Below are 18,527 nucleotides of genomic sequence, written 5' to 3'. Positions count from 1 at the left end.
CCGGTGTTTCCCGCGTTTAGGAGCACCGGCTCTGTGTTTTACTTACGTTGGCTAGATGGTAAAATATGTATCTTCACTTTTCCAGATACTGCGCTGCCGCTTCGGGAGACTCTTTAAATGCGCTACTTCCTGCGGCACGCCGCTTGCTGCCGCCGCTTCGTAGATCGTCATGCCGCCCAGAATGAGTTCGTCGGGCATCAGCAGCTCGACGGCGAACTGATTGGCTTCGCTCTCGATCCGGTCGATCGAAACGAGCGTATTCCTGCGAAGGAAGGGCGTATTCACCTTGGGGTGAAGGATCACGTGCCCGAGCTCGTGTGCGCACGTAAAGCGCTGGCCGGATTTATCCAGGCCTTGGTTGATATGGATGAAGCGGATTCGTTTGTACGTGCTGAAGTAGCCGAGAACATTGCCGAGCGGCTCAAAGAGAACATGGATGTTTTTCTGAGATGCGATTTTGAAAGGGTTGTTCGTTCCGTACTTTTTAATCAGTTGCAAGGCTGCTTGTTTCGAATTTCGCATCTGCTTATCTACCCCCGTACCGATTTTATTTTCGATATTTGTTCGGGGTAAACTTCTGTTTCGCTAATTGTTTGGCAAGCCGCATGGAGTTCTCTAGCGATATTCGCAGCAATTCTTTACTCTCCTCATCCAAGGTTTCGCCATGAAAGGCAAGTGCTTCATCAGACTCGAGATCGCTGAGCATTCGTTCAAGATCCCGGGCGATGTCCTTCTCTTCTTTGGGTGTCAAAGGAGACGCGTCCCGCTTCTCCTCCATGGCCGATACGTTCGGTGAAGGCTCGTCGGATAAGCCCAGAAGGTAATCCGTCGTCACTTGAAAATGGGCGGCGAGCTTGCCGGCCATATCGGCGCTCAGCCGTTTTTTTCCCCTTTCGATCTCGTAATAATATTGAGGCGTAATGTTCAACAGTTCGGCGACAACGGTCCCCGCCATATTCCTTGCTTTTCGAATGTCCCGCACCCGATTCCCCATAAGACATGTCACCTTTTCTGAACTGGCTTTTTAATAGAAGAACACTTGTTTCCATTATATCAGCTTTTAGCTTAATAATCAAGCTTTGGAAAACTGAAAATGAAGAAAATGGGAGAATAATTAAGCAAATGGTTTGTTTTTTGGGTGTTTTTATGCGATAATTAATCTATATGATTAAATTAAATGGTTGTCATTTTGAAGCTAATAGCTTATTCTTAGTTTCGTAAAACGAACGATATGCTAACGAATGGAGGCGCCTCGAATATGACGAATCCCGTCCAAAACCTCGAATCTGCAAACGACGCTCAACCGGCTAACCTTGTAAGAGAACGGCGGCAAGTTACCGCACCGACGGCGAAGAACAACAAGGCGGAACAGGTTTACAGCGGACAAGCAGGTTCTTGGGAACCGTGTCAACCGGTAACGTTGGAGATGATCCGGACGAAGTTTGCCGGGCTTGTTCAAGCCGGACGTCAATGTGAAATTCGGGCGCTCCTCCGGCACTACGGCGCCGAACGGCTGCCGGACGTTCCGACGATATATTTTGACGAGCTGCTCTACGCGGCGGAAAAGCTCGGGTGAACGGTGCTGCAAGTTTAAGCTGTAAGTTCGATCGGACATGCTTCCAGAGAATGACGAGAGGGGAATAAACCGGAATGATGATGCTTAATCTCGAACAAAACTACGAAAAGATGGCTATAGATCAGCTTCGCGGATATAAACGGCTTGTCGGACGCATCAAGATGCTTGAGAAGTACCCTGTCAGCGGCGGGATGCGGCTCGGCACGATTGTCCAGGACGGTCAACTGCAAGACCTGCACCGGCAATGGCGGAAGCTGGCGGCATCCGGCGCAGACCAAGAAGCGCTTCGAAGCGCGGAGGCGAAAATCAAGGCGCTATTGGAAGGGCAGATGGGTACGTCGGACGGCTATCAAGGGATATTGGCGCGGGTAAGCGAGCTGGAGGAGCTGGGACGGCAAAAAGAGCAGATGGAGCGAGCGATGGACGCTCTGGACGATTTTAAACACGAATACGCGCAAGTGCTCAAATTATTGTATGTGGATGGAAACGAGCCGCATGACATCGCTTGCGATCTGGGCATCTCCCTATCCACCTTCTATGGATGGAGACGTAAAGCGTTGAAGGAATACGGAATATTGATTAGCTAGGGTCGCAGCGGTCTGCGGCTCTTTTTTGCGTTTATGGGTCTGCTTGGCCAGTTCGGCAGGATTCGCTTGTGCTATAATGAAGCTAATTTTCAATAAAGAGGAAATGGGGAGAAACCGATGCTTCAGCAGGATGTGGCATTCATCAAAAACGTTAAAATGGAAGACATTCCGTGGCAGCGCCTGATCTCCTCCTACGGACGGGCGGCGGGGGTCCCGCAATGGTTTCATGCGATGGCTCACGGAGAGATGGAGGCGCTGGACAATGCTGCCGGGCGATTGGGCGAGGAGCTTGAGCATCAAAGCACGCTGTGGCACGCTACGCCGTTCGGCGTCATTTTTGCGATGCGGGTGCTTGGCGAAGCTGCGAACGATTCCGCGAAGCAGGAATTAAGCGAGCAGGAGCGCGAGCGTTTGAATGCGCTTGTCGTCGCGATCCTGAAGATGTGTCAGCCCATTGCGGTTGCGTGCGCAGATACGCTAGGCCATGTTGTGGAGATGGAACCGTTCTCGTCCATCACCGATCTGCTTCATGAAAATGAGCTTTGGCCGGAAGACGAAGAAGAGGACGAGGAACGTTGGGAGGACGATCCCGTCTCCGATCAGACATTTTACAGCTTCGTTTACTATACGGCGCAAATTTTGCTTCTATATAAGGAAGAGATTCGCCGGCTTTGCGATTCGGTGCGTGAGGAAGTGCGGAATGCCGCGGAGGAGCTGTATGCGGAGGTAGAACGTATCGAGGGCGTGGGCTGAGGCTGAGCTGAAGGGCCGATGCAATTTCATCGGAATTTCGCTGCAAAAGCGTTGGATTAACTATGGACAACCTTTGTAACGAGGTGCGGTTTTCCCGTGCTATGATGTTAATGTAAGATAATTGTGCTAAGGGGAACACGAACGAAAGAGTCGCAGCGATGCGGCTCTTTTTGCATTCGCTCCGCCGCACAAGATTAGGCTTCAGGGGGAGGGAGGATATGGAGCGGTTGCGCAAACTGGATGTACAGTTCGAGCAGGCGATTTCCGGAGCACCCTTTGAGGTGTGAGCCGCTGCCAGGCGGAAGCGCAAGCTGCGGCAATTCATGAAGCTTTATCCGGCTTCTATCGGGGTGGTGAACGTGGAAGAAATTAAGCAGGGGATTGCGAAACGGCTCAAGGAAATGTTTCCGGCCGCGAGCGTCTATACGGAACAAGTCGAGCAGGGCTTCACGAAGCCTGCTTTTTTTGTTCGGCAAACGGAAGGTGCGCAGAAGCACGTAATGAACCGCCGGTATATCCGGACGGGGACGTTCGACATCGCCTACTTTCCGGTTCCGGGCAGTCCGCAGTTGATTCGCGATTGCGAGACGGTCCGGGATGCGTTGTACGAGCGGCTTGAACTGATCCCGTGGGAAGGTCATACGTATCGCAGCTCAGGCATGCGTTACACATTGACGGACAACGTGCTTCATTTTTACGTGAGCTTCGAGGTGTATGTAATGCGGCCAAAAGAGGCCGTGCCTACGATGCGAAATTTAGTACAGGAGGAACATATCCGACATGATTAAAAAAGGGACGTCGAAAGCGGCAGCCATGAAGGAAGAGACGACTGCGGCTCAGGAGAGCTTGTCGGCTTTTACGAAGCAGCAGTTTTTGGAGTCGAAGCTGTTTACGGCACAGCAAAAAGATTTGCTGAACGCTCTGCTGCAAGATGAGGAAACGTATACGACCGATCAGGTCAAACAACAAATCGAACAATATTTGAAAAAGGCGGTGGAATAGATGGCAGGCGGAACATGGACAACTCAAAACAAAGTACGCCCAGGGGTGTACATCAATTTCGTAGGTGAAGGAAAACCGGCAGGTGCAGCCGGCGATCGCGGGATTATGACGATGGCGCTGCCGCTCGGCTGGGGTGAAGCGAAAAAGGTGCTGACCATCAGCGCAGGAGACGATGTGAAAACGCTGCTCGGTTACGATATCGCAGCGCCTCAGCTGCTGCTGGTGCGGGAGGCTTTGAAGCGCGCCCAAACGGTGCTGCTGTACCGTTTGAATGCAGGAACGAAGGCAGCGGCAACGGTCGGCGCGCTGAAGGTAACGGCCAAGCACGGCGGCGTGCGCGGCAACGATTTGTCCGTTGTCGTTCAGGCGAATATCGACGATAATACGAAATTCGACGTGAAGACGCTGCTGGCCGGTCAAGCCGTCGATTCCCAGACGGTGGCCAATATCGCCGGGCTGAAGGCGAACGATTGGGTCGTATTTAGCGGCACGGGCGACTTGACGGCAACGGCGGGCGCTGCGCTCACCGGCGGCGCTGACGGCACCGTGACCAACCAGGACCATACCGACTATCTCGGAGCGATCGAAGTGTTCGACTTCCAAACGATGGCGCTCGCATCCGGCGACGCTACGTTGAAATCCGTCTACACGGCATTCGTGAAGCGGCTTCGAGATACCGAAGGCAAGAAAGTGCAGGCCGTGCTGGAAAACTATCCGGCAGCCGATTTTGAAGGCATCATCAGCGTCAAAAATGGCGTCGTGCTGACGGACGGCACCGTTCTGGATGCGGTGAAAGCGACGGTATGGGTAGCTGCGGCTACGGCCGGGGCGCAGGTGAACCAATCGCTGACGTACCAAGCGTACGACGATGCGGTGGACGTGGACATCCGTTACACGAACTCCCAAATCGAATCCGCCCTGCGCGGCGGCGAGGTTGTTTTTGTGCAAAACAAAGGCCGTGCCATTATTGAGCAGGACCTGAACACGTTCAAAAGCTTCCTGCCGACCAAGGGCAAAGCGTTCTCCAAAAACCGCGTAATCCGCGTGCTAGACGGCATTGCCAACGATATTAAGCGGATTTTCGAGACGTTCTATATCGGTAAGGTGAGCAACGACCACGACGGGCGCAATTTGCTGTGGAACGAGGTCGTCACTTACCTGAGAACGCTGCAGGCGAATGCGGCCATCCAAAATTTCAATTCGCAAACCGATGTGAATGTCATTCAAGGCCAGGACGTGGACAGCGTGTATGTGGAATTGCATGTCCAGCCGGTGGATTCGATCGAAAAAATCTACATGAAAGTGACGGTGAAGTAACATGGCAGATCAAAAAGTGTTACACGCTCGCGATACGATTAGCGGTCAGGAAGGCCGTGCTTACGCAACGATTAACGGAAACAAGGAAGAAATGTTCTATGTTAAAAAGCTGGAGGCCAAGGTCGAGAAGGAAAAGGCCGAAATTAAGGCACTTGGCCGCCGGGGAACGCAAAGCAAGGCGAAAGGCTGGAAAGGCACCGGCAGCATGACGATTTACTATATCACCACTCTTTTCCGTGAGATGATGAACGAGTACATGGTCAGCGGCAAGGATACTTATTTCGATATTACGGTAACGAACGAAGACCCTTCTTCGTCGGTAGGCATGCAAACCGTTATTATTAAAAACGTAAACCTGGACAGTGTCATCATGGCGTCTCTTGATACCGGAAGCGATACGTTGGAGGAGGAAATTTCCTTCACCTTCGACGGTATTGAAATTAAAGATCGTTTCAAAGCCCCTTCCATGAACTAATCACATTAACAGGAGGATATGATACATGAGCGATTTAAGCGTATTTTTTGCCCAAAATGCAGAAGCCAGCACGATTGAGGAAGTCGTTATTTCCGAACGGTTCAAGGACCGGGAGGGTGCTCCGGTGCCTTGGCGCCTCCGCAGCATGACGGAGGAGGAAAACGAGGCGGTGCGCAAAGCGGTAACGAAGCGCGTCAAAGGCAAAGGCGGCAGCTACACCACCGAAGTCGACCAGAACGAGTATATCGCCAAACTGGCTGTGAACAGCGTCGTTTTCCCGAATTTGAAGGATGCGGAATTGCAGCAATCGTACGGCGTGCTCGGTGCCGAGTCGCTGCTGCGCAAAATGCTGCTTCCCGGGGAGTATGCCAACCTGCTCCAAAAGGTGCAGGAGCTCAACGGCTTCGACAAGGATATGAACGAGCTGGTTGACGAAGTAAAAAACTGATCAACGAGGGCGCAGGCGAGGCGAATTACGCCTACTATGCCCTCCACGAGCTTCACATTTTACCGCAGGATCTCATGGCCATGTCGCGGCACGAAAGGGCCGCGATCTACGCCATGATCGACGTGCGGGTGGAAAAGGAAAAGCGCGCCCGCGCTAAAAAAGGATTCTAGAGAAGCGTCTCTTAGGAGGCGCTTCTTTTTAGGTTGTAGAAAGGAGGTAGTGGATAGTATGGACTTTGGTCTCAAAATTTTTGAACGTACGGCAACGGCGTTTGGACGGTCGCTTGAAAAGGGATTAGTGCATGTAATCACGAGCAAGCCTGTCTTTAGGCCTTTAGTCATAGCGGGTCTCATTGAAGCAAAAGTGAGAAGCGGAATAAATGCAATCGGGCAGGGAATGTATCGATTAGCTTTTATGGCTAACGATACTATTTCTAGAGTAGGTTCCGCGGCTGTTACACAGATTCCGAGCTTTCTAAGATCGACTATGAAATCGCTCGAAAAGGGGCTTTTGCGTGTAATTACAAGTAAGCCTATTTTTCAGGCCACTTTAGTTGCTGGACTTATAGAGACAAAGATAAGAAGCGGTCTCCATGCTCTTGGTCAGAGTTTCAAAGCGCTCGGTCAGGGCATCAAAGCGCTGGCGCCGAAATTCAAGGAATCATTTTCTAAACTCGGAGCCAAGGCTGGTTCTATGATTGATCCGGAGAAAATATTTCAAGCGACCGTCGGGAGTGCGATGGAACAGCAAAACCAAAAAGATATGTTCATTGCCAAGTCTGGCAATGATAAAGTAGGCACGGCCATGTTTGAGAAGTTCAAGAAAGAAGCATTGACTGCCGGGGAAGATGCAAATGAGTATTTGTCCAACTCCTTGTCGTTCATGTCTGTTGCTCAGAACTCGGATCAGATCAGCAAACTGAACAACATTGCTCAGCGTCTGGCTATATTCGATCCGGAGAAAAAGGGACTTAAAGCAAACGGAGGAGCCGTAAAAGACGTGCTTAGCGGAGATACGGCTTCGATGGATTCTATAGCCAAACGGTTTGGGATGGACAAAAATCAAGTGAAAGATCTCAAGTTGGACAAGCTTTTGCAAAAGGGCGATGTTGGCGGAGCTATTACGGTCTTGGACAAACTCCTCGAAAAGAACAATATGGGACAGGCAGCCTACGATAAAATTTCCAAAAGTCCCGCTAATCAAGTAGGGACTATGATGAACAACTTCAAAAACGCTCTGACAGAAACGGGTCAAGCGGCTTTGACGGCGCTGCTTCCTGTGATTACATTAATTAATGAAGCTTTTGAATCCGGAAAGTTTCAGCCTTTCTTCGACGGTTTGCAAGCCGGACTCAACGCTATCGCTCAAGGGGTTGCCATTTTTGCCCGTTTTATTATGGATCATCTTGGTCTTGTGCAAAATGTATTGCTTGCTCTTGGCATCGTTCTCTTGGTTCTCGCAGGTATTTGGTTAATTCAGTGGTTTTCTGCTCTATGGCCTGTGTTCTTAATAATCGGAGTGCTCGTATTGCTTATGGAAATACTGAATCAATTTGGAGTATCCACCGGCCAAGTCGTTGGATTTGTCGCAGGATTATTTTTCAGCCTTTTCGCTGCTATTTATAACCAAATTGCTTTGTTTTGGAATGTCATAATTGCCGTTGCTGAGTTTTTCGCCAACGTTTGGAATGAGCCGGGTTATGCTTTTAAGAAACTTTTTTACGATTTGTTAAAAAGCGTATCCGACAATTTAACCACTTTTATCAATGCGGCTATTACAGGATTAAACTGGTTAATTGAGAAAGTTAATAAAATTTCAGGCAGCAAATTTTCTCTTATCGGTAAATTCGAAAGCGAATGGGTTGACAACCTTAAGCCGGAACCAAAGACAGGTACGGTAGATTTATCGAATCTCCGATGGGAACAAAAGGATCTAACCCAAGCCTTCAGCGAGGGGCAAAACTTTGCCGCAAACGCTATGAATTTCGGTGGAGGCAAGGTTGAGGACATGAGTAACCTTTGGAAGGGAAATAACCTCCCAACAGTCAAACAGCCTGCCTCGCAGCTTCCGAATATTAACCACGTGAACTCGATCGGCGAAATCAATAATACGGTCGATATCTCTAGCGAAGACTTGGAGGTCATGCGGGACTTGGCTGAAATTCAAAGCATCCAAAACTTTGTGACGCTGACGCCGACCGTACAGGTGACCACAGGAGATATTCACCAACCGACCGATGCGAACGAAATGATCCGGCGCATCGAAGAAGTGATGTCGCGCGAAATCACAAATTCCGCTCAAGGGGTGTACGCGTGATGGAAGACCATTATTTTATTTATTTGAGCTTTAATAACCAGGCTGAGGGTTGGAGGCTGCCGGTTAACCCGGACTCGATCGAAATTTCGGAAGAAGGCCAAGGGAAGACGTACAACATTGTCGGCAAAGGCGGGGGGACAGAGGAGACGCGTGCGGGCGAAATTAATGTCATTCAGAGCCCGAGGCTGAAAACGGTCAGCTTCAGCAGCTTTTTTCCCTCAAAATCGCACAACTATCCGTTTATTGTACAGGGAATCCGTGAATTCAATGAAAATTATCGGCAACTTAGCGATGGGATTTATGAGCCGATGAAATACGTTAAAGATATTCGTAAATGGATGGAAACCAAGCATCCCATTCGTTTTATGTATATCGTTCGACGCGGTCGCGAAGATGGAAAACTGGATAACGCCAGCGATCGAGACCTTAATTTTCCGGCCTCGATCGAAAAGTTCGAATGGAAGGAGGTTGCCGGTTCCCCGGGCGATATCGAATATACGCTGTCGCTCAAGGAATATGTCTTTTACTCCGCCAGAAATGTTCAGCCCGTTGTGAATGCCAAAGGGGAAACCGTTCTCGTTCAACAGCAGCCTGCCCGCCCGGACGAAGGGGTCATGCCGGAGACGCATACCTTCCAAGATGGAGACAGTCTTACAAAAATATCCACAAAGTACTATGGCGACAGTGCGCGTGCCCGCGAAATTCAAGAATTTAATGGGATTTCCGATTCGGAAGTGGAAGGTATCCAAAACGGCGCGGTACTGAAACTGCCGCCAAAGTAAAGGGGGACCGTCATGCTCCAGATCGAAATCGATAACAAGGATGGATTCCTATGGGACCTTTCGGGGATCGTATCCGAAGCGACATTTAAAACCGCCCGGGTAGGGCAAGCTTCAAGTCTTGAAATGACCTTGATCAAGGGCGGTTTCTACGAATCGAAAGAATTCAAGTATAACCTCGGCGACATTGTTCGGGTCAGACAAGACGGACGCAATGTGTTTTACGGCTATATTTTCTCCATTGAGAGCGGGAGAGAGGAAACCGTACAGATTACGGCCTACGACCAAATGCGTTATTTGCTTGCAAATGACTCTTACGTGCTCTCGAATGTAACGGCAACGCAAGTGGTGGAACGTATCGGCAAAGACTTTGGGCTGAAGCTGGGGAAGCTGGACGATACAAAGCACGTCATTCCGGGGCTTAGCGAAAACAACACGAAATTGCTTGATATCATTTTCAAAGCGCTTGACAAGACGTTAATCGCCACGAAAAAAATTTACGTCCTCTTCGACGATTTCGGGGAGTTGACGCTTCGCGACGCCGAAACTATGGCGCTGGATTTTTCGCTTGGAGATACGAGCCTTGTTTACGATTACAAGCAGAAACGCTCTCTCGACAAAACCAGCAACAAGATCAAGATCGTCCGGGACAATAAAGAATCCGGAAAACGCGAGCTATACATTGTTCAAGACAGCCGAACCATTGCCAAATGGGGGCTGCTTCAGCATTACCAGACCGTCGACGAAAAGGTGAGCGCCGAAAAAGTCAAAGAAATGCTGGACAATCTGATCCAGCTGAAAAACCGCGAGCAAAGGTCGTTTTCGATCGACGCTCTCGGGGATATCCGCGTACGGGCTGGCTGCTACGTTTCCATTAACATGGAAGAGCTGGGATTGAACCAACGCTTTTTGGTCAATGAATGTACGCATAAATTTGACGGCAGTGTCGAGCATACGATGAGCTTGGAATTGATCGACATTCGCATTGGGGAGAGGTAGGAATGGGGCTCTTAAATCTTATTAAACAAGCCGGTCTCGATGCCGTCGAGGCGGGCAATCCGGTATCCGTATTGTACGGAACGGTAGCAAGCGAAAGTCCTCTGAGTGTAACCATTGACCAACGGTTTACGCTGACAGAGGACTTTTTAGTTGTTCCGGAACAGCTGACGGATTACCGGGTGACGGTTGGGGGACAGGAGATCGTGATCCGGGAAGGCTTGAAAACGGGTAACCGTGTCATTTTGCTTCGCATGCAGGGCGGGGAGCAGTATGTCATTGTAGATCGGGTGGTGACGGCATGATTCCGCAAGGCGGTGTGCTGGGAAACAACCGGAACGTGGAAATTGCGCAGCTTCCCAGCCGGACTTACCGGTTGGATAATGCGACGAACCGGATTGTCGGTATGACCGACGGGCTGGACGCGGTCAAGCAGGCTGCGCAGCTTATTTTGGAGACAGAGCGTTTTGAGCATTTGATCTATAGCGGCAACTATGGCCGCGAGTTCTCCGGATTGCTTGGACGAGAGCCCGCTTTCGTGCAGGCGGAGCTTTATCGGCGCATCCGGGCGGCGCTTATGCAGGACGACCGGATTCGGGATGTGCAGGACATGCGGATCACGGTTATGGGGGACGAAGCTTCGGCTTCGTTCACCGTCGTATCGCAATACGGCAGTTTTGAGATGACGAAAGGAGTGGGAGCGGGTGTATGAACATCAGACGTTTCAAACGATTTTGAACCGGATGCTTTCCCGTGTGCCGGCAGACGTGGACAAGCGGGAGGGCAGCATCATCTATGACGCCCTTGCGCCGGCGGCTTTGGAGCTGACGGAGATGTATTTTCAGCTGGATACGAATCTGAATCTTTCGCTTGCAGATACGTCGAGCGGTGAATTTTTGGAGCGGCGTACGGCCGAGTTCGGTGTGGAGCGCGAAAAGGCCAGCAAAGCGCGCCGCAAGGGGCTATTTTACGGGAATGCCGACGCACCGGCGGATGTGCCTGTCGGCAGCCGGTTCGGTGCCGGGGACCTGCGGTATGCGGTTGTTCGCCGCATTGCGGCTGGCGTGTTTGAGCTGGAATGCGAAACGGCCGGCGTCACCGGGAACCATTATTTCGGCGCGCTGCTGCCGATCGATTATATCGCCGGACTTGTGCGCGCCGAACTGGCTGACGTGCTTGTCCCGGGAGAGGACGAAGAGACGGACGAGGCGCTGCGGAAGCGGTTTTTCCAAGGACAAAAGGAAAAGCCGTTCGGGGGCAATGTGGCGGATTACAAGCAAAAGATCGGCAATATTCCCGGCGTCGGCGGGGTCAAAATCTTCCCGGCATGGCAGGGAGGCGGAACGGTCAAATGTACCTTGTTGGGCAGCGATTTTTATCCGCCGTCTGCTTCTTTGATCGAAGAAGTGCAGACGGCCATAGATCCTACGGTGAACCAGGGCAAAGGCTGGGGGCTGGCTCCGATGGGCCATACGGTCACGATTGACGGCGTTCAAAACGTGAAGATCGACGTGGAGACGACGATTACACTTGCGGCTGGTGTGACAGTAGGACAGGTGCAGGGGGAGATTGAGGCCGCGATTTCGTCCTATTTGCTCGGATTACGGCAAACCTGGGCGGAGGAATCGCAGCTGATCGTCCGGATTAGCCAGATCGATGCGCGTATTTTGACCGTATCCGGGGTGAACGATGTGAAGGGTACCCGCTTGAATGGTCAGACGGCGAACATTACTTTGTCCACGGAGAAAATCCCGCAGATGGGGACGGTGACGCTGCATGCCTAAGCTGATCGACTATTTGCCGGAACATTTTCACGAGATTAAGGAAATGAAAGAGCTGAGCCGGACCGAGGACGAGGAAATCGAGGCGATAGCGCAAGCGGTCCGGCAGTTTTTGGATAACCAGTTCGTCACGACGGCGCAGGAATGGGTGATTAAACGGCGGGAGGATATGGTCGGTATCCGGGCGGACTCGGCGGTGGAGACGCTTGAGTTCCGGCGCAACCGGCTGATTAACCGTTATTCCACGCGCCCGCCGTTCACCGTCCGTTACCTGCAAAGCCGGTTGGATTCCCTCATCGGGCAGGGCGTGGCGAAGGTGGAAGTGGACGGGCAAAACTTTATTTTGAAAATTACGATGGGTGTGCCCGATGCGGCGTATTTCAAGGAGATCGAGCATACGGTCCAAATTGTCAAGCCGGCGAACCTTGTATACAACCAGGCGACTTCTCTGGCCGACCGCGTCGGGCTTGAGGAGCACATTTGGAAAACGCCGCTTACCCGGATGACCCGGCTTTCTACGACGTGGAAGCTGGGCAGCACCCCATTCGCCAATCGTGGCAAGGAGGTACAGGTGAAATGATTCCTACGACGTTTTTGAGCGAGTTGGCTCAATTTACGAATACGCAAATTGCAAAAGTGGTGCTGAACGGGAGTTACGAGATCGATACGTTCCGGATCAAAAAAGTGGAAGCAGGCATCGTAGAGCTGGAGTATATGATCCCCGCCGGATCGGTGGCTGAGGTGACTTTGATTGAGCTCAAAAGCAGTAAAGGGCAAGTCGTAAGCTCTAACGAGGCGTATGTGCCGATTACGAGCGATACCATAATTAAGCATACGGTGACGGTGAAGGAGGTGTAGGGATGGCATACGAGGCCAAGACAAACTGGCAGCTTGACGATACGGTGACTGAGCAGGACATGAACCGGATCGAACAGGGGCTAAAGGATGCGTATGAGAATAGTATGACAAGTCCACCGCCTGAGCAAGTAAATCTCGGGTACGGTTTGCAGGTTGTGGATGCGAAGCGGACCGCGCCGTTGGAGAATGTCTGTATCAAGGGCCGGACGCTGGTGAACTTGCTGGGGCGGGATGGGAATTTTGAAAGCAGCCCGACCGGGTGGAGTAATTTTCAATCTACAACGGTGTTTGATACGGCAAACAAAGCTTACGGGTTACAATCGCTCAAGGTGAACATCACCTCAACTTCAGGAGGCATTGTTCGAACGGGTCAAACATTTAAAGCGGGGAAATTTTACCTTGTCGCAGCAGATATAAAGAATGGCAATGCCTCCTTGGCTTTTATAAGTTTGGACTCTCTTGGGCAATCGAATACGGTGTCAGACAAGACGAAATTCAGCATTGCTTACCGGAAAGTGAATCCCGCCTCCGATACAACTATCAATGTTAGCTTACTTGTAAATGGCGCTGTTGATCAATACGCATATTTTGACGGTGTCCGAATTTATGAAATTACGCCAGCTGAGTACAGCGCTATCGACAGCATGACGTCGGAACAGATTTCCGCGAAATGGCCGTACGTTGATGATATGAAAAGCATCTACTCGCCTTATGTTATCAGGTACGGGGAAAATCTGCTGCCGCCGTTTACGGAGTGGGAAATGATCCGTACGGATAATGGTACAAGTATCTTAAATCCGTACAAAATCAAACAACAAACGACTGCTATTGATGCATGGTTAGGGACCTCGAAGATACCATGTACACCGTCTACAGAATATACCTTGAGTATGATACACACAGGCAAGATTCTTCTCCGGTTCTATAAGAAAGACGGAACTTTCGTTGATGCTGGTGGTGGTTATACTACCGAACAGTCTGTTACCGGCATATCTCCGGCTGATGTGGACTATATCGTCGTATACACCACCAATCCGCAGCCTGTCGGTACATTCACTTTCGAGAACGGGATGCTTAATGTTGGCTCAATGGCACTGCGGTTTAAGCCGCGCCAAGATGATTATCTGTTCTTTCCTAACGTCCAGCTTGCTTCCAATGTTGATGGAATGGTCTGCGATACGTTGTTTCAGAAAAATGGAAAATTTTTTAAAAACACGAGATTGAAGACAATAAATTTAGACGGTAGTTTGTCGACATGGGTCTCTTTAAATGGAATGCCTGGATATAAACTTATCGTTTGCAAAGTGCCACCTCATAACTTTAACGATTTCAAAGTCGCTGTAAAATACGACGGTAAAATTATGACAGGTGCATCAGCCGATAATATAACTGAAGCGGACCAGTGGCTTTACCGTCCTTGGGAGTCTGATAACTTTTATATATCTGTTTCCAATGTAGATAGCGGCTGGGGTGATTCGTATAAACCCTCGGAAGAAGAAATAAAGGCATATGTTAATGGTTGGCGTATGTTTGAATGGGAAAAAGCAAATAACATTCCGTACAACAGGTCTGATAATTTATATAAGGCTTGGGTGCAAATAGGACAGGCAAATCCGGGATCGTCAGTTGATACATCGCAAACCTTGCCAACAACGATGGCTCGCAACTACGGTTACAAGCCCTACAAATTTCAGTACCAACTTGCCACCCCAGTGGTCGAAGAAATCGCCGCAGAAGGCGGGGTAACGTTTCGCGAGGGACTGAATCAGGTCGAAGTTGGTAACGGGATGATTGTTCGCGAGGGAACGACTCCTGCTTATGACGGCGGAAGCCGGAAGTACAATATAAATGCGGCGGGTTATCCCGCAGTGTTAAAAAATCGTGTAGAGAAATATTTTGCCCTCTATAAAAATGAACAAATGACGACTGATTATATTATTGCTCATAAGGGTGATATGACAGGTTTGCAAGCAAATGGGGATTGGTTAATGAGGGTAAGTGACATGGGGGGCTATGACCCATCGATAGCCTATACTGTAACGTATCTTGCCCTCGATCAATTCGCTATAACATGCAACGCTCTTTCCATCCAAGGCGAGTATGCGGGCAACATGAAAACAGTCGTCGATACTTTAGCAGCCAGTCAGGCCGAGTTACTTGCACGGGTCGGCGTATTGGAGAATACGAAAGCCCAAAAAGTACAGGGACAATGGATCACACCGACGTTGTTGAATGGGTGGGTAAGAGAAGGAAGCGGTTATTCCAACCCGGGTTATTATAAGGACCAGTTTGGGAGTATACACCTCTCAGGAGTAATACGAGGCGGATCAACTTCAACTTTCACAGTTCTGTTCTACCTTCCTGCTTTGTATCGTCCTAAAAACCGGACTAATTTGGTTTTTTTTACATTTGATGGATCTTCCACGGGCATTTGCTCGCTCCACATAGAAGCCGATGGAGCTGTAAAAATCGGATCGATTAATTGTAAACAATATATTTCTTTGGATGGTATTTCTTTTTTAGCAGAGCGATAAAGGAGGGAGAAAGTTGAAAGAAGCAATCGTTGTTGATCTTAACGGATTTATGACAGAAGTAACGCTTGTCGCGGATGATGTGACAGGCGTTTTTCCTATGTTCAAGCCACACCAGATAACAGAAAGTACTGAAGAGTTACAACAATCGTCACCAGAGATAATCGGTTACATTATTGCTATTGCCGTTCCTTCAGGATTGTATAAGCCTAAATTTGATTTCAATGCTTGGGAGCTGTACAACAAACTGCTGGATCCAGAAATGGACGGAAAAAATAGGAATAGCATATATCCACAAGAGTTAAATTTGTGGGTTGAAGGACGTACCCATTCAATTCAATCTGCAGCTACAGAAAAAAATCTGACTTTTACCGAAAAGATGAAGAACAAGCATCAACAGCTAGTGTCGATCTACAAGCGTTTACTTAAATAACTTATTGCAGAAAAGGGACGAGCTCCAGGGTTAAACGAATCTTAAATAGTGAGGAGGCCTAGAGATGGCCTATGATGCAAAAACGAATTGGCAGTTTGATGAGACTGTCACAGAAAGTGACTTGAACCGCATTGAGCAGGGAATAAAAGATGTTTATACAGAATGTCTAACTAGTTCTCAGCCGCAGGAAATCGTACTTAACGCAGGTGTGCAGATCGTCGATAGCAAAACTATTGCGCCACTGACCGATATCCGCATTCGCGGCCGGATGTTGATCAATCTGCTAGGACGAGATGGCGGTTGCGAAGTTGCATCGCGTATCGCATCGTACAAAGCTACTGTTGTGCTAGACTCGACGAAAAAGATATCTGGATACTTTAGCGCCAAGGTGACGGCTACTGATGCCACAGGTGAATCCGTGGCGGGGACCGCCATGGCAATAAAGTTGCAAAAAGACAAGTCGTATCTACTGCGAGGGTGGGTATATAACGAAACTTGTCCGACTACACGGTTATACTATGGAAATACGGCGCAGTGGGTGGAAACGTCAATCCAAGGCAAGTGGGTCTTCCTATACAAGAAATTTCGTCCGTCTATTGATGTAACAGGAGTACAAGGCTTAGTATCTCCACGCGCTACGTCAGCGGGGCAGACGGCATATATGGATGAAATTGCTATATACGAAATAAGCGCTGCCGAATTCGACGAAATCGACAGTATGACACCGGAACAAGTTGCTGCCCGCTGGCCTTATGTAGATGATGCGAAATCGCTTTACGGCCCATATGTCGAGAAATACGGCAAGAACGTATTGCCACCGTTCGAGCAATGGAACCTTTCTGTAGGATATACTGTCGGTAACATACAGTCGGATGGCTACAAACTTACGTTTACCAAGCCTGTGATAGGTTACGCAGCCAGATCGTTCGGTTTTCGTGCCAAGCCGGGCGAGGTATACACGTTCTCCGTCGATGTCGACGTCGAGAATATCGCTGGTAATCCGAACGTCGGTGCGTATTATCAAATACTTCCGTATGATATCGATGGAGTGCTATTGCAGCCGAGTTTGCATGGGCCGCCGTACGCGTCATCAAATGGGCACCATATATTTTGTAAAACGTTCACCGTGCCGCTGAACGCTGTTCGGATTGTAATTAACGTAGGCGTGGAGAACAATGTTACGGGCAAATTTACTTTCTCGAACCCAATGCTTAACGTTGGGGCCGAGAAGCTTCCATTCACAGATGAACATAAGACGGAGCGTATCATATTCGGAGGTGTAAGGTTGGCATCTAACATAGATGGCTCGGTATATGACTCGCTTTATTTTAAAAATGGAAAATTTTATAAAAGTATACGTATCAACACCACGTCACTGACAGGAGATCTGAACTGGAGAAGCGAGGAACGATATGCAGGGTACACTTGGCTACGTACTGATAACAATTTCCTCGCCCCCCCGATGAGTGATGCCGGCTATCTGATCGATCCAGACGGCGGATCAATGGAACGTGGTAAGCAGGGGATAGCACCTGTCGCGGGACAGTTTGTTGTATTGGATTCAAGCGACATCAATAGAAACTCCGTTCTCCTTTCCTTGGCTGACTCGATAAGCGGATGGGGCGGCCAATATAAGCCGTCTAAGGAAGAGATAAAGGCATACTTTTACGGTTGGCAATTGCGAGACATGGCGGGCAACGTATGGGACGGTTCTGATAAGTACGACAATAAGCGTTGGTATGCAAAATGGTCACCGGGAGCAGTTTGGGCACCTGTTGGCGGTAATGAGTACACGAAGCTTACAGTACCAACCGAGCCAGCACCGGGATATCGTCCGCATCTTCTGATATACCAGTTGGCCAATGCCGCCTATGAAGAAGTTCGCTATGAGGGAAGCGTAACATTACACGAGGGATTAAACCGCATTTTATTCGGAGAGGGTGCATTGACTCGGGAGAGGGTCCGACCACTGCTCGGTGACCCAGGAGTTTATCGTTTTAACAATACGTACATCGGGGATTCACGCCTTGGGTGGACCGCGTTGCGTTTTTTTGAAATCTATAAGAACGGCCTAGTAGACGGATCCTGGCAGATCAGAGAAGAGCTAGACGCGGACCACGCGCACGGAAAAGTATGGGCATCCATACCATCACTGCTTTATGATCCGGCCAACGTCTACTCGGTCACTTACGAGACGATAGACAAGTGGGCCTTAACACCAAGCATTGTACATGCTTCAGCGCATAGTCCTGCGAACGTCAAGTCTGTGGTCGATACGCTTGTGGCAGAGCACTCTGGCATGGCTGCGCGTGTAGGATCGATTGAAAATGCGTTTGCAGTACGTCAACAAATGCGCTGGATCACTCCGTCGTTGCTAAATGGATGGGTAAATTACGAGAACGCTTTTAGTTTAGTCGGCTATTACAAGGACAGCACAGGCGTCGTCCATATCCGCGGGCTAATTCGAGGAGGTGCTATTGGGAAGGCGATTTTCAGGCTCCCGCCTGGTTACCGCCCTGCCTACACCTTAATAATTGCGGCATGTACAGATGAGGGCGGACAATTCAAACCTGGTCGTGTCGACGTAGATTGGATGGGGTATGTATCCGTCGCTATCGGAAGTAACGGCTATGTCTCGCTCGATAACATTTCATTTTTAGCCGAAAATTAAACAA

At 49.7% G+C, this 18,527-nt stretch carries 21 protein-coding genes; 19 read left to right on the top strand and 2 right to left on the bottom strand.

From position 1 onward, the window contains the following. Positions 1 to 51 precede the first annotated feature (51 nt). Positions 52 to 522: an ImmA/IrrE family metallo-endopeptidase gene (locus KQX66_RS23515; RefSeq protein ID WP_216795239.1), complete on the bottom strand. Its 471-nt coding sequence runs from the start codon at positions 520 to 522 to the stop codon at positions 52 to 54. 25 nt (positions 523 to 547) lie between these two features. Continuing rightward, on the bottom strand, positions 548 to 994 hold the full coding sequence (locus KQX66_RS23510; protein ID WP_054976472.1) for a helix-turn-helix domain-containing protein: 447 nt from the start codon (positions 992 to 994) through the stop codon (positions 548 to 550). A gap of 264 nt (positions 995 to 1,258) precedes the next feature. Between KQX66_RS23510 and KQX66_RS23505 the strand changes: the two genes are divergently transcribed. From KQX66_RS23505 to KQX66_RS23415, 19 genes are all read left to right on the top strand, one after another. Then, complete coding sequence (locus KQX66_RS23505; protein WP_216795238.1) at positions 1,259 to 1,576, top strand: hypothetical protein; 318 nt, start codon at positions 1,259 to 1,261, stop codon at positions 1,574 to 1,576. A gap of 74 nt (positions 1,577 to 1,650) precedes the next feature. Next, on the top strand, positions 1,651 to 2,163 hold the full coding sequence (locus KQX66_RS23500) for a DUF1492 domain-containing protein (protein ID WP_216795237.1): 513 nt from the start codon (positions 1,651 to 1,653) through the stop codon (positions 2,161 to 2,163). Positions 2,164 to 2,280: 117 nt separating this feature from the next. Then, entirely contained in the window at positions 2,281 to 2,916 is a 636-nt protein-coding gene (locus KQX66_RS23495; RefSeq protein ID WP_216795236.1) for a hypothetical protein, read from the top strand. A 323-nt stretch (positions 2,917 to 3,239) separates the two neighbouring features. After that, entirely contained in the window at positions 3,240 to 3,704 is a 465-nt protein-coding gene (locus KQX66_RS23490; protein WP_216795235.1) for a phage tail terminator family protein, read from the top strand. Next, positions 3,697 to 3,918: a hypothetical protein gene (locus tag KQX66_RS23485; RefSeq protein ID WP_253957379.1), complete on the top strand. Its 222-nt coding sequence runs from the start codon at positions 3,697 to 3,699 to the stop codon at positions 3,916 to 3,918. The genes KQX66_RS23490 and KQX66_RS23485 overlap by 8 nt, the downstream gene beginning before the upstream one ends. After that, positions 3,919 to 5,235, top strand: coding sequence for a phage tail sheath family protein (locus KQX66_RS23480; protein ID WP_216795234.1), 1,317 nt, complete (start codon positions 3,919 to 3,921; stop codon positions 5,233 to 5,235). A gap of 1 nt (position 5,236) precedes the next feature. Beyond that, on the top strand, positions 5,237 to 5,710 hold the full coding sequence (locus KQX66_RS23475) for a phage tail tube protein (protein ID WP_010499649.1): 474 nt from the start codon (positions 5,237 to 5,239) through the stop codon (positions 5,708 to 5,710). A 25-nt stretch (positions 5,711 to 5,735) separates the two neighbouring features. After that, positions 5,736 to 6,158 carry a phage tail assembly chaperone gene (locus KQX66_RS23470; protein ID WP_216795233.1) on the top strand — a complete coding sequence of 141 codons (423 nt, stop codon included), beginning with the start codon at positions 5,736 to 5,738 and terminating at the stop codon, positions 6,156 to 6,158. A gap of 228 nt (positions 6,159 to 6,386) precedes the next feature. After that, a complete protein-coding gene (locus KQX66_RS23465; RefSeq protein WP_216795232.1) occupies positions 6,387 to 8,474 on the top strand; it encodes a phage tail family protein in 2,088 nt (695 codons plus the stop codon). Beyond that, positions 8,474 to 9,256 carry a LysM peptidoglycan-binding domain-containing protein gene (locus KQX66_RS23460; RefSeq protein WP_216795231.1) on the top strand — a complete coding sequence of 261 codons (783 nt, stop codon included), beginning with the start codon at positions 8,474 to 8,476 and terminating at the stop codon, positions 9,254 to 9,256. The genes KQX66_RS23465 and KQX66_RS23460 overlap by 1 nt, the downstream gene beginning before the upstream one ends. A 12-nt stretch (positions 9,257 to 9,268) precedes the next feature. Further along, positions 9,269 to 10,252, top strand: coding sequence for an XkdQ/YqbQ family protein (locus KQX66_RS23455; RefSeq protein ID WP_108534454.1), 984 nt, complete (start codon positions 9,269 to 9,271; stop codon positions 10,250 to 10,252). Between the two features lie 2 nt (positions 10,253 to 10,254). Beyond that, positions 10,255 to 10,554, top strand: coding sequence for a DUF2577 domain-containing protein (locus tag KQX66_RS23450; protein WP_216795230.1), 300 nt, complete (start codon positions 10,255 to 10,257; stop codon positions 10,552 to 10,554). Then, positions 10,551 to 10,961, top strand: a complete 411-nt coding sequence (locus tag KQX66_RS23445) for a DUF2634 domain-containing protein (protein ID WP_054976638.1) — start codon at positions 10,551 to 10,553, stop codon at positions 10,959 to 10,961. Before KQX66_RS23450 ends, KQX66_RS23445 begins: the two co-directional genes overlap by 4 nt. Continuing rightward, the gene (locus KQX66_RS23440; protein ID WP_216795229.1) at positions 10,954 to 12,033 is read left to right on the top strand and encodes a baseplate J/gp47 family protein; all 1,080 of its coding nucleotides are present in this window, start codon (positions 10,954 to 10,956) and stop codon (positions 12,031 to 12,033) included. Before KQX66_RS23445 ends, KQX66_RS23440 begins: the two co-directional genes overlap by 8 nt. Next, positions 12,026 to 12,610, top strand: coding sequence for a putative phage tail protein (locus KQX66_RS23435; RefSeq protein WP_216795228.1), 585 nt, complete (start codon positions 12,026 to 12,028; stop codon positions 12,608 to 12,610). Before KQX66_RS23440 ends, KQX66_RS23435 begins: the two co-directional genes overlap by 8 nt. Further along, entirely contained in the window at positions 12,607 to 12,888 is a 282-nt protein-coding gene (locus KQX66_RS23430) for a ketopantoate hydroxymethyltransferase (protein ID WP_216795227.1), read from the top strand. The genes KQX66_RS23435 and KQX66_RS23430 overlap by 4 nt, the downstream gene beginning before the upstream one ends. A 2-nt stretch (positions 12,889 to 12,890) precedes the next feature. After that, entirely contained in the window at positions 12,891 to 15,422 is a 2,532-nt protein-coding gene (locus KQX66_RS23425; RefSeq protein ID WP_216795226.1) for a hypothetical protein, read from the top strand. A 13-nt stretch (positions 15,423 to 15,435) separates the two neighbouring features. Beyond that, positions 15,436 to 15,852: a hypothetical protein gene (locus KQX66_RS23420; RefSeq protein ID WP_216795225.1), complete on the top strand. Its 417-nt coding sequence runs from the start codon at positions 15,436 to 15,438 to the stop codon at positions 15,850 to 15,852. A 64-nt stretch (positions 15,853 to 15,916) separates the two neighbouring features. Further along, on the top strand, positions 15,917 to 18,523 hold the full coding sequence (locus KQX66_RS23415; protein ID WP_216795224.1) for a hypothetical protein: 2,607 nt from the start codon (positions 15,917 to 15,919) through the stop codon (positions 18,521 to 18,523). The last annotated feature ends 4 nt before the right edge of the window (positions 18,524 to 18,527 follow it).

This window comes from Paenibacillus oleatilyticus, assembly GCF_018998565.1.
GTDB classification, from domain to species: domain Bacteria; phylum Bacillota; class Bacilli; order Paenibacillales; family NBRC-103111; genus Paenibacillus_G; species Paenibacillus_G oleatilyticus.
Note: the sequence above shows the minus strand (reverse complement) of the source record. Positions and strands in the feature narration are given on the sequence as shown.

What these genes read in the sequence shown, in the direction of transcription:
- KQX66_RS23425 (WP_216795226.1), top strand. Translation starts at nt 12,891, where the DNA reads ATGGCATACGAGGCCAAGACAAACTGGCAGCTTGACGATACGGTGACT.
- KQX66_RS23435 (WP_216795228.1), top strand. Translation starts at nt 12,026, where the DNA reads ATGCCTAAGCTGATCGACTATTTGCCGGAACATTTTCACGAGATTAAG.
- KQX66_RS23480 (WP_216795234.1), top strand. Translation starts at nt 3,919, where the DNA reads ATGGCAGGCGGAACATGGACAACTCAAAACAAAGTACGCCCAGGGGTG.
- KQX66_RS23515 (WP_216795239.1), bottom strand. Translation starts at nt 522, where the DNA reads ATGCGAAATTCGAAACAAGCAGCCTTGCAACTGATTAAAAAGTACGGA.
- KQX66_RS23510 (WP_054976472.1), bottom strand. Translation starts at nt 994, where the DNA reads ATGGGGAATCGGGTGCGGGACATTCGAAAAGCAAGGAATATGGCGGGG.
- KQX66_RS23465 (WP_216795232.1), top strand. Translation starts at nt 6,387, where the DNA reads ATGGACTTTGGTCTCAAAATTTTTGAACGTACGGCAACGGCGTTTGGA.
- KQX66_RS23500 (WP_216795237.1), top strand. Translation starts at nt 1,651, where the DNA reads ATGATGATGCTTAATCTCGAACAAAACTACGAAAAGATGGCTATAGAT.
- KQX66_RS23455 (WP_108534454.1), top strand. Translation starts at nt 9,269, where the DNA reads ATGCTCCAGATCGAAATCGATAACAAGGATGGATTCCTATGGGACCTT.
- KQX66_RS23495 (WP_216795236.1), top strand. Translation starts at nt 2,281, where the DNA reads ATGCTTCAGCAGGATGTGGCATTCATCAAAAACGTTAAAATGGAAGAC.
- KQX66_RS23450 (WP_216795230.1), top strand. Translation starts at nt 10,255, where the DNA reads ATGGGGCTCTTAAATCTTATTAAACAAGCCGGTCTCGATGCCGTCGAG.
- KQX66_RS23470 (WP_216795233.1), top strand. Translation starts at nt 5,736, where the DNA reads ATGAGCGATTTAAGCGTATTTTTTGCCCAAAATGCAGAAGCCAGCACG.
- KQX66_RS23445 (WP_054976638.1), top strand. Translation starts at nt 10,551, where the DNA reads ATGATTCCGCAAGGCGGTGTGCTGGGAAACAACCGGAACGTGGAAATT.
- KQX66_RS23505 (WP_216795238.1), top strand. Translation starts at nt 1,259, where the DNA reads ATGACGAATCCCGTCCAAAACCTCGAATCTGCAAACGACGCTCAACCG.
- KQX66_RS23490 (WP_216795235.1), top strand. Translation starts at nt 3,240, where the DNA reads ATGAAGCTTTATCCGGCTTCTATCGGGGTGGTGAACGTGGAAGAAATT.
- KQX66_RS23430 (WP_216795227.1), top strand. Translation starts at nt 12,607, where the DNA reads ATGATTCCTACGACGTTTTTGAGCGAGTTGGCTCAATTTACGAATACG.
- KQX66_RS23475 (WP_010499649.1), top strand. Translation starts at nt 5,237, where the DNA reads ATGGCAGATCAAAAAGTGTTACACGCTCGCGATACGATTAGCGGTCAG.
- KQX66_RS23485 (WP_253957379.1), top strand. Translation starts at nt 3,697, where the DNA reads ATGATTAAAAAAGGGACGTCGAAAGCGGCAGCCATGAAGGAAGAGACG.
- KQX66_RS23460 (WP_216795231.1), top strand. Translation starts at nt 8,474, where the DNA reads ATGGAAGACCATTATTTTATTTATTTGAGCTTTAATAACCAGGCTGAG.
- KQX66_RS23415 (WP_216795224.1), top strand. Translation starts at nt 15,917, where the DNA reads ATGGCCTATGATGCAAAAACGAATTGGCAGTTTGATGAGACTGTCACA.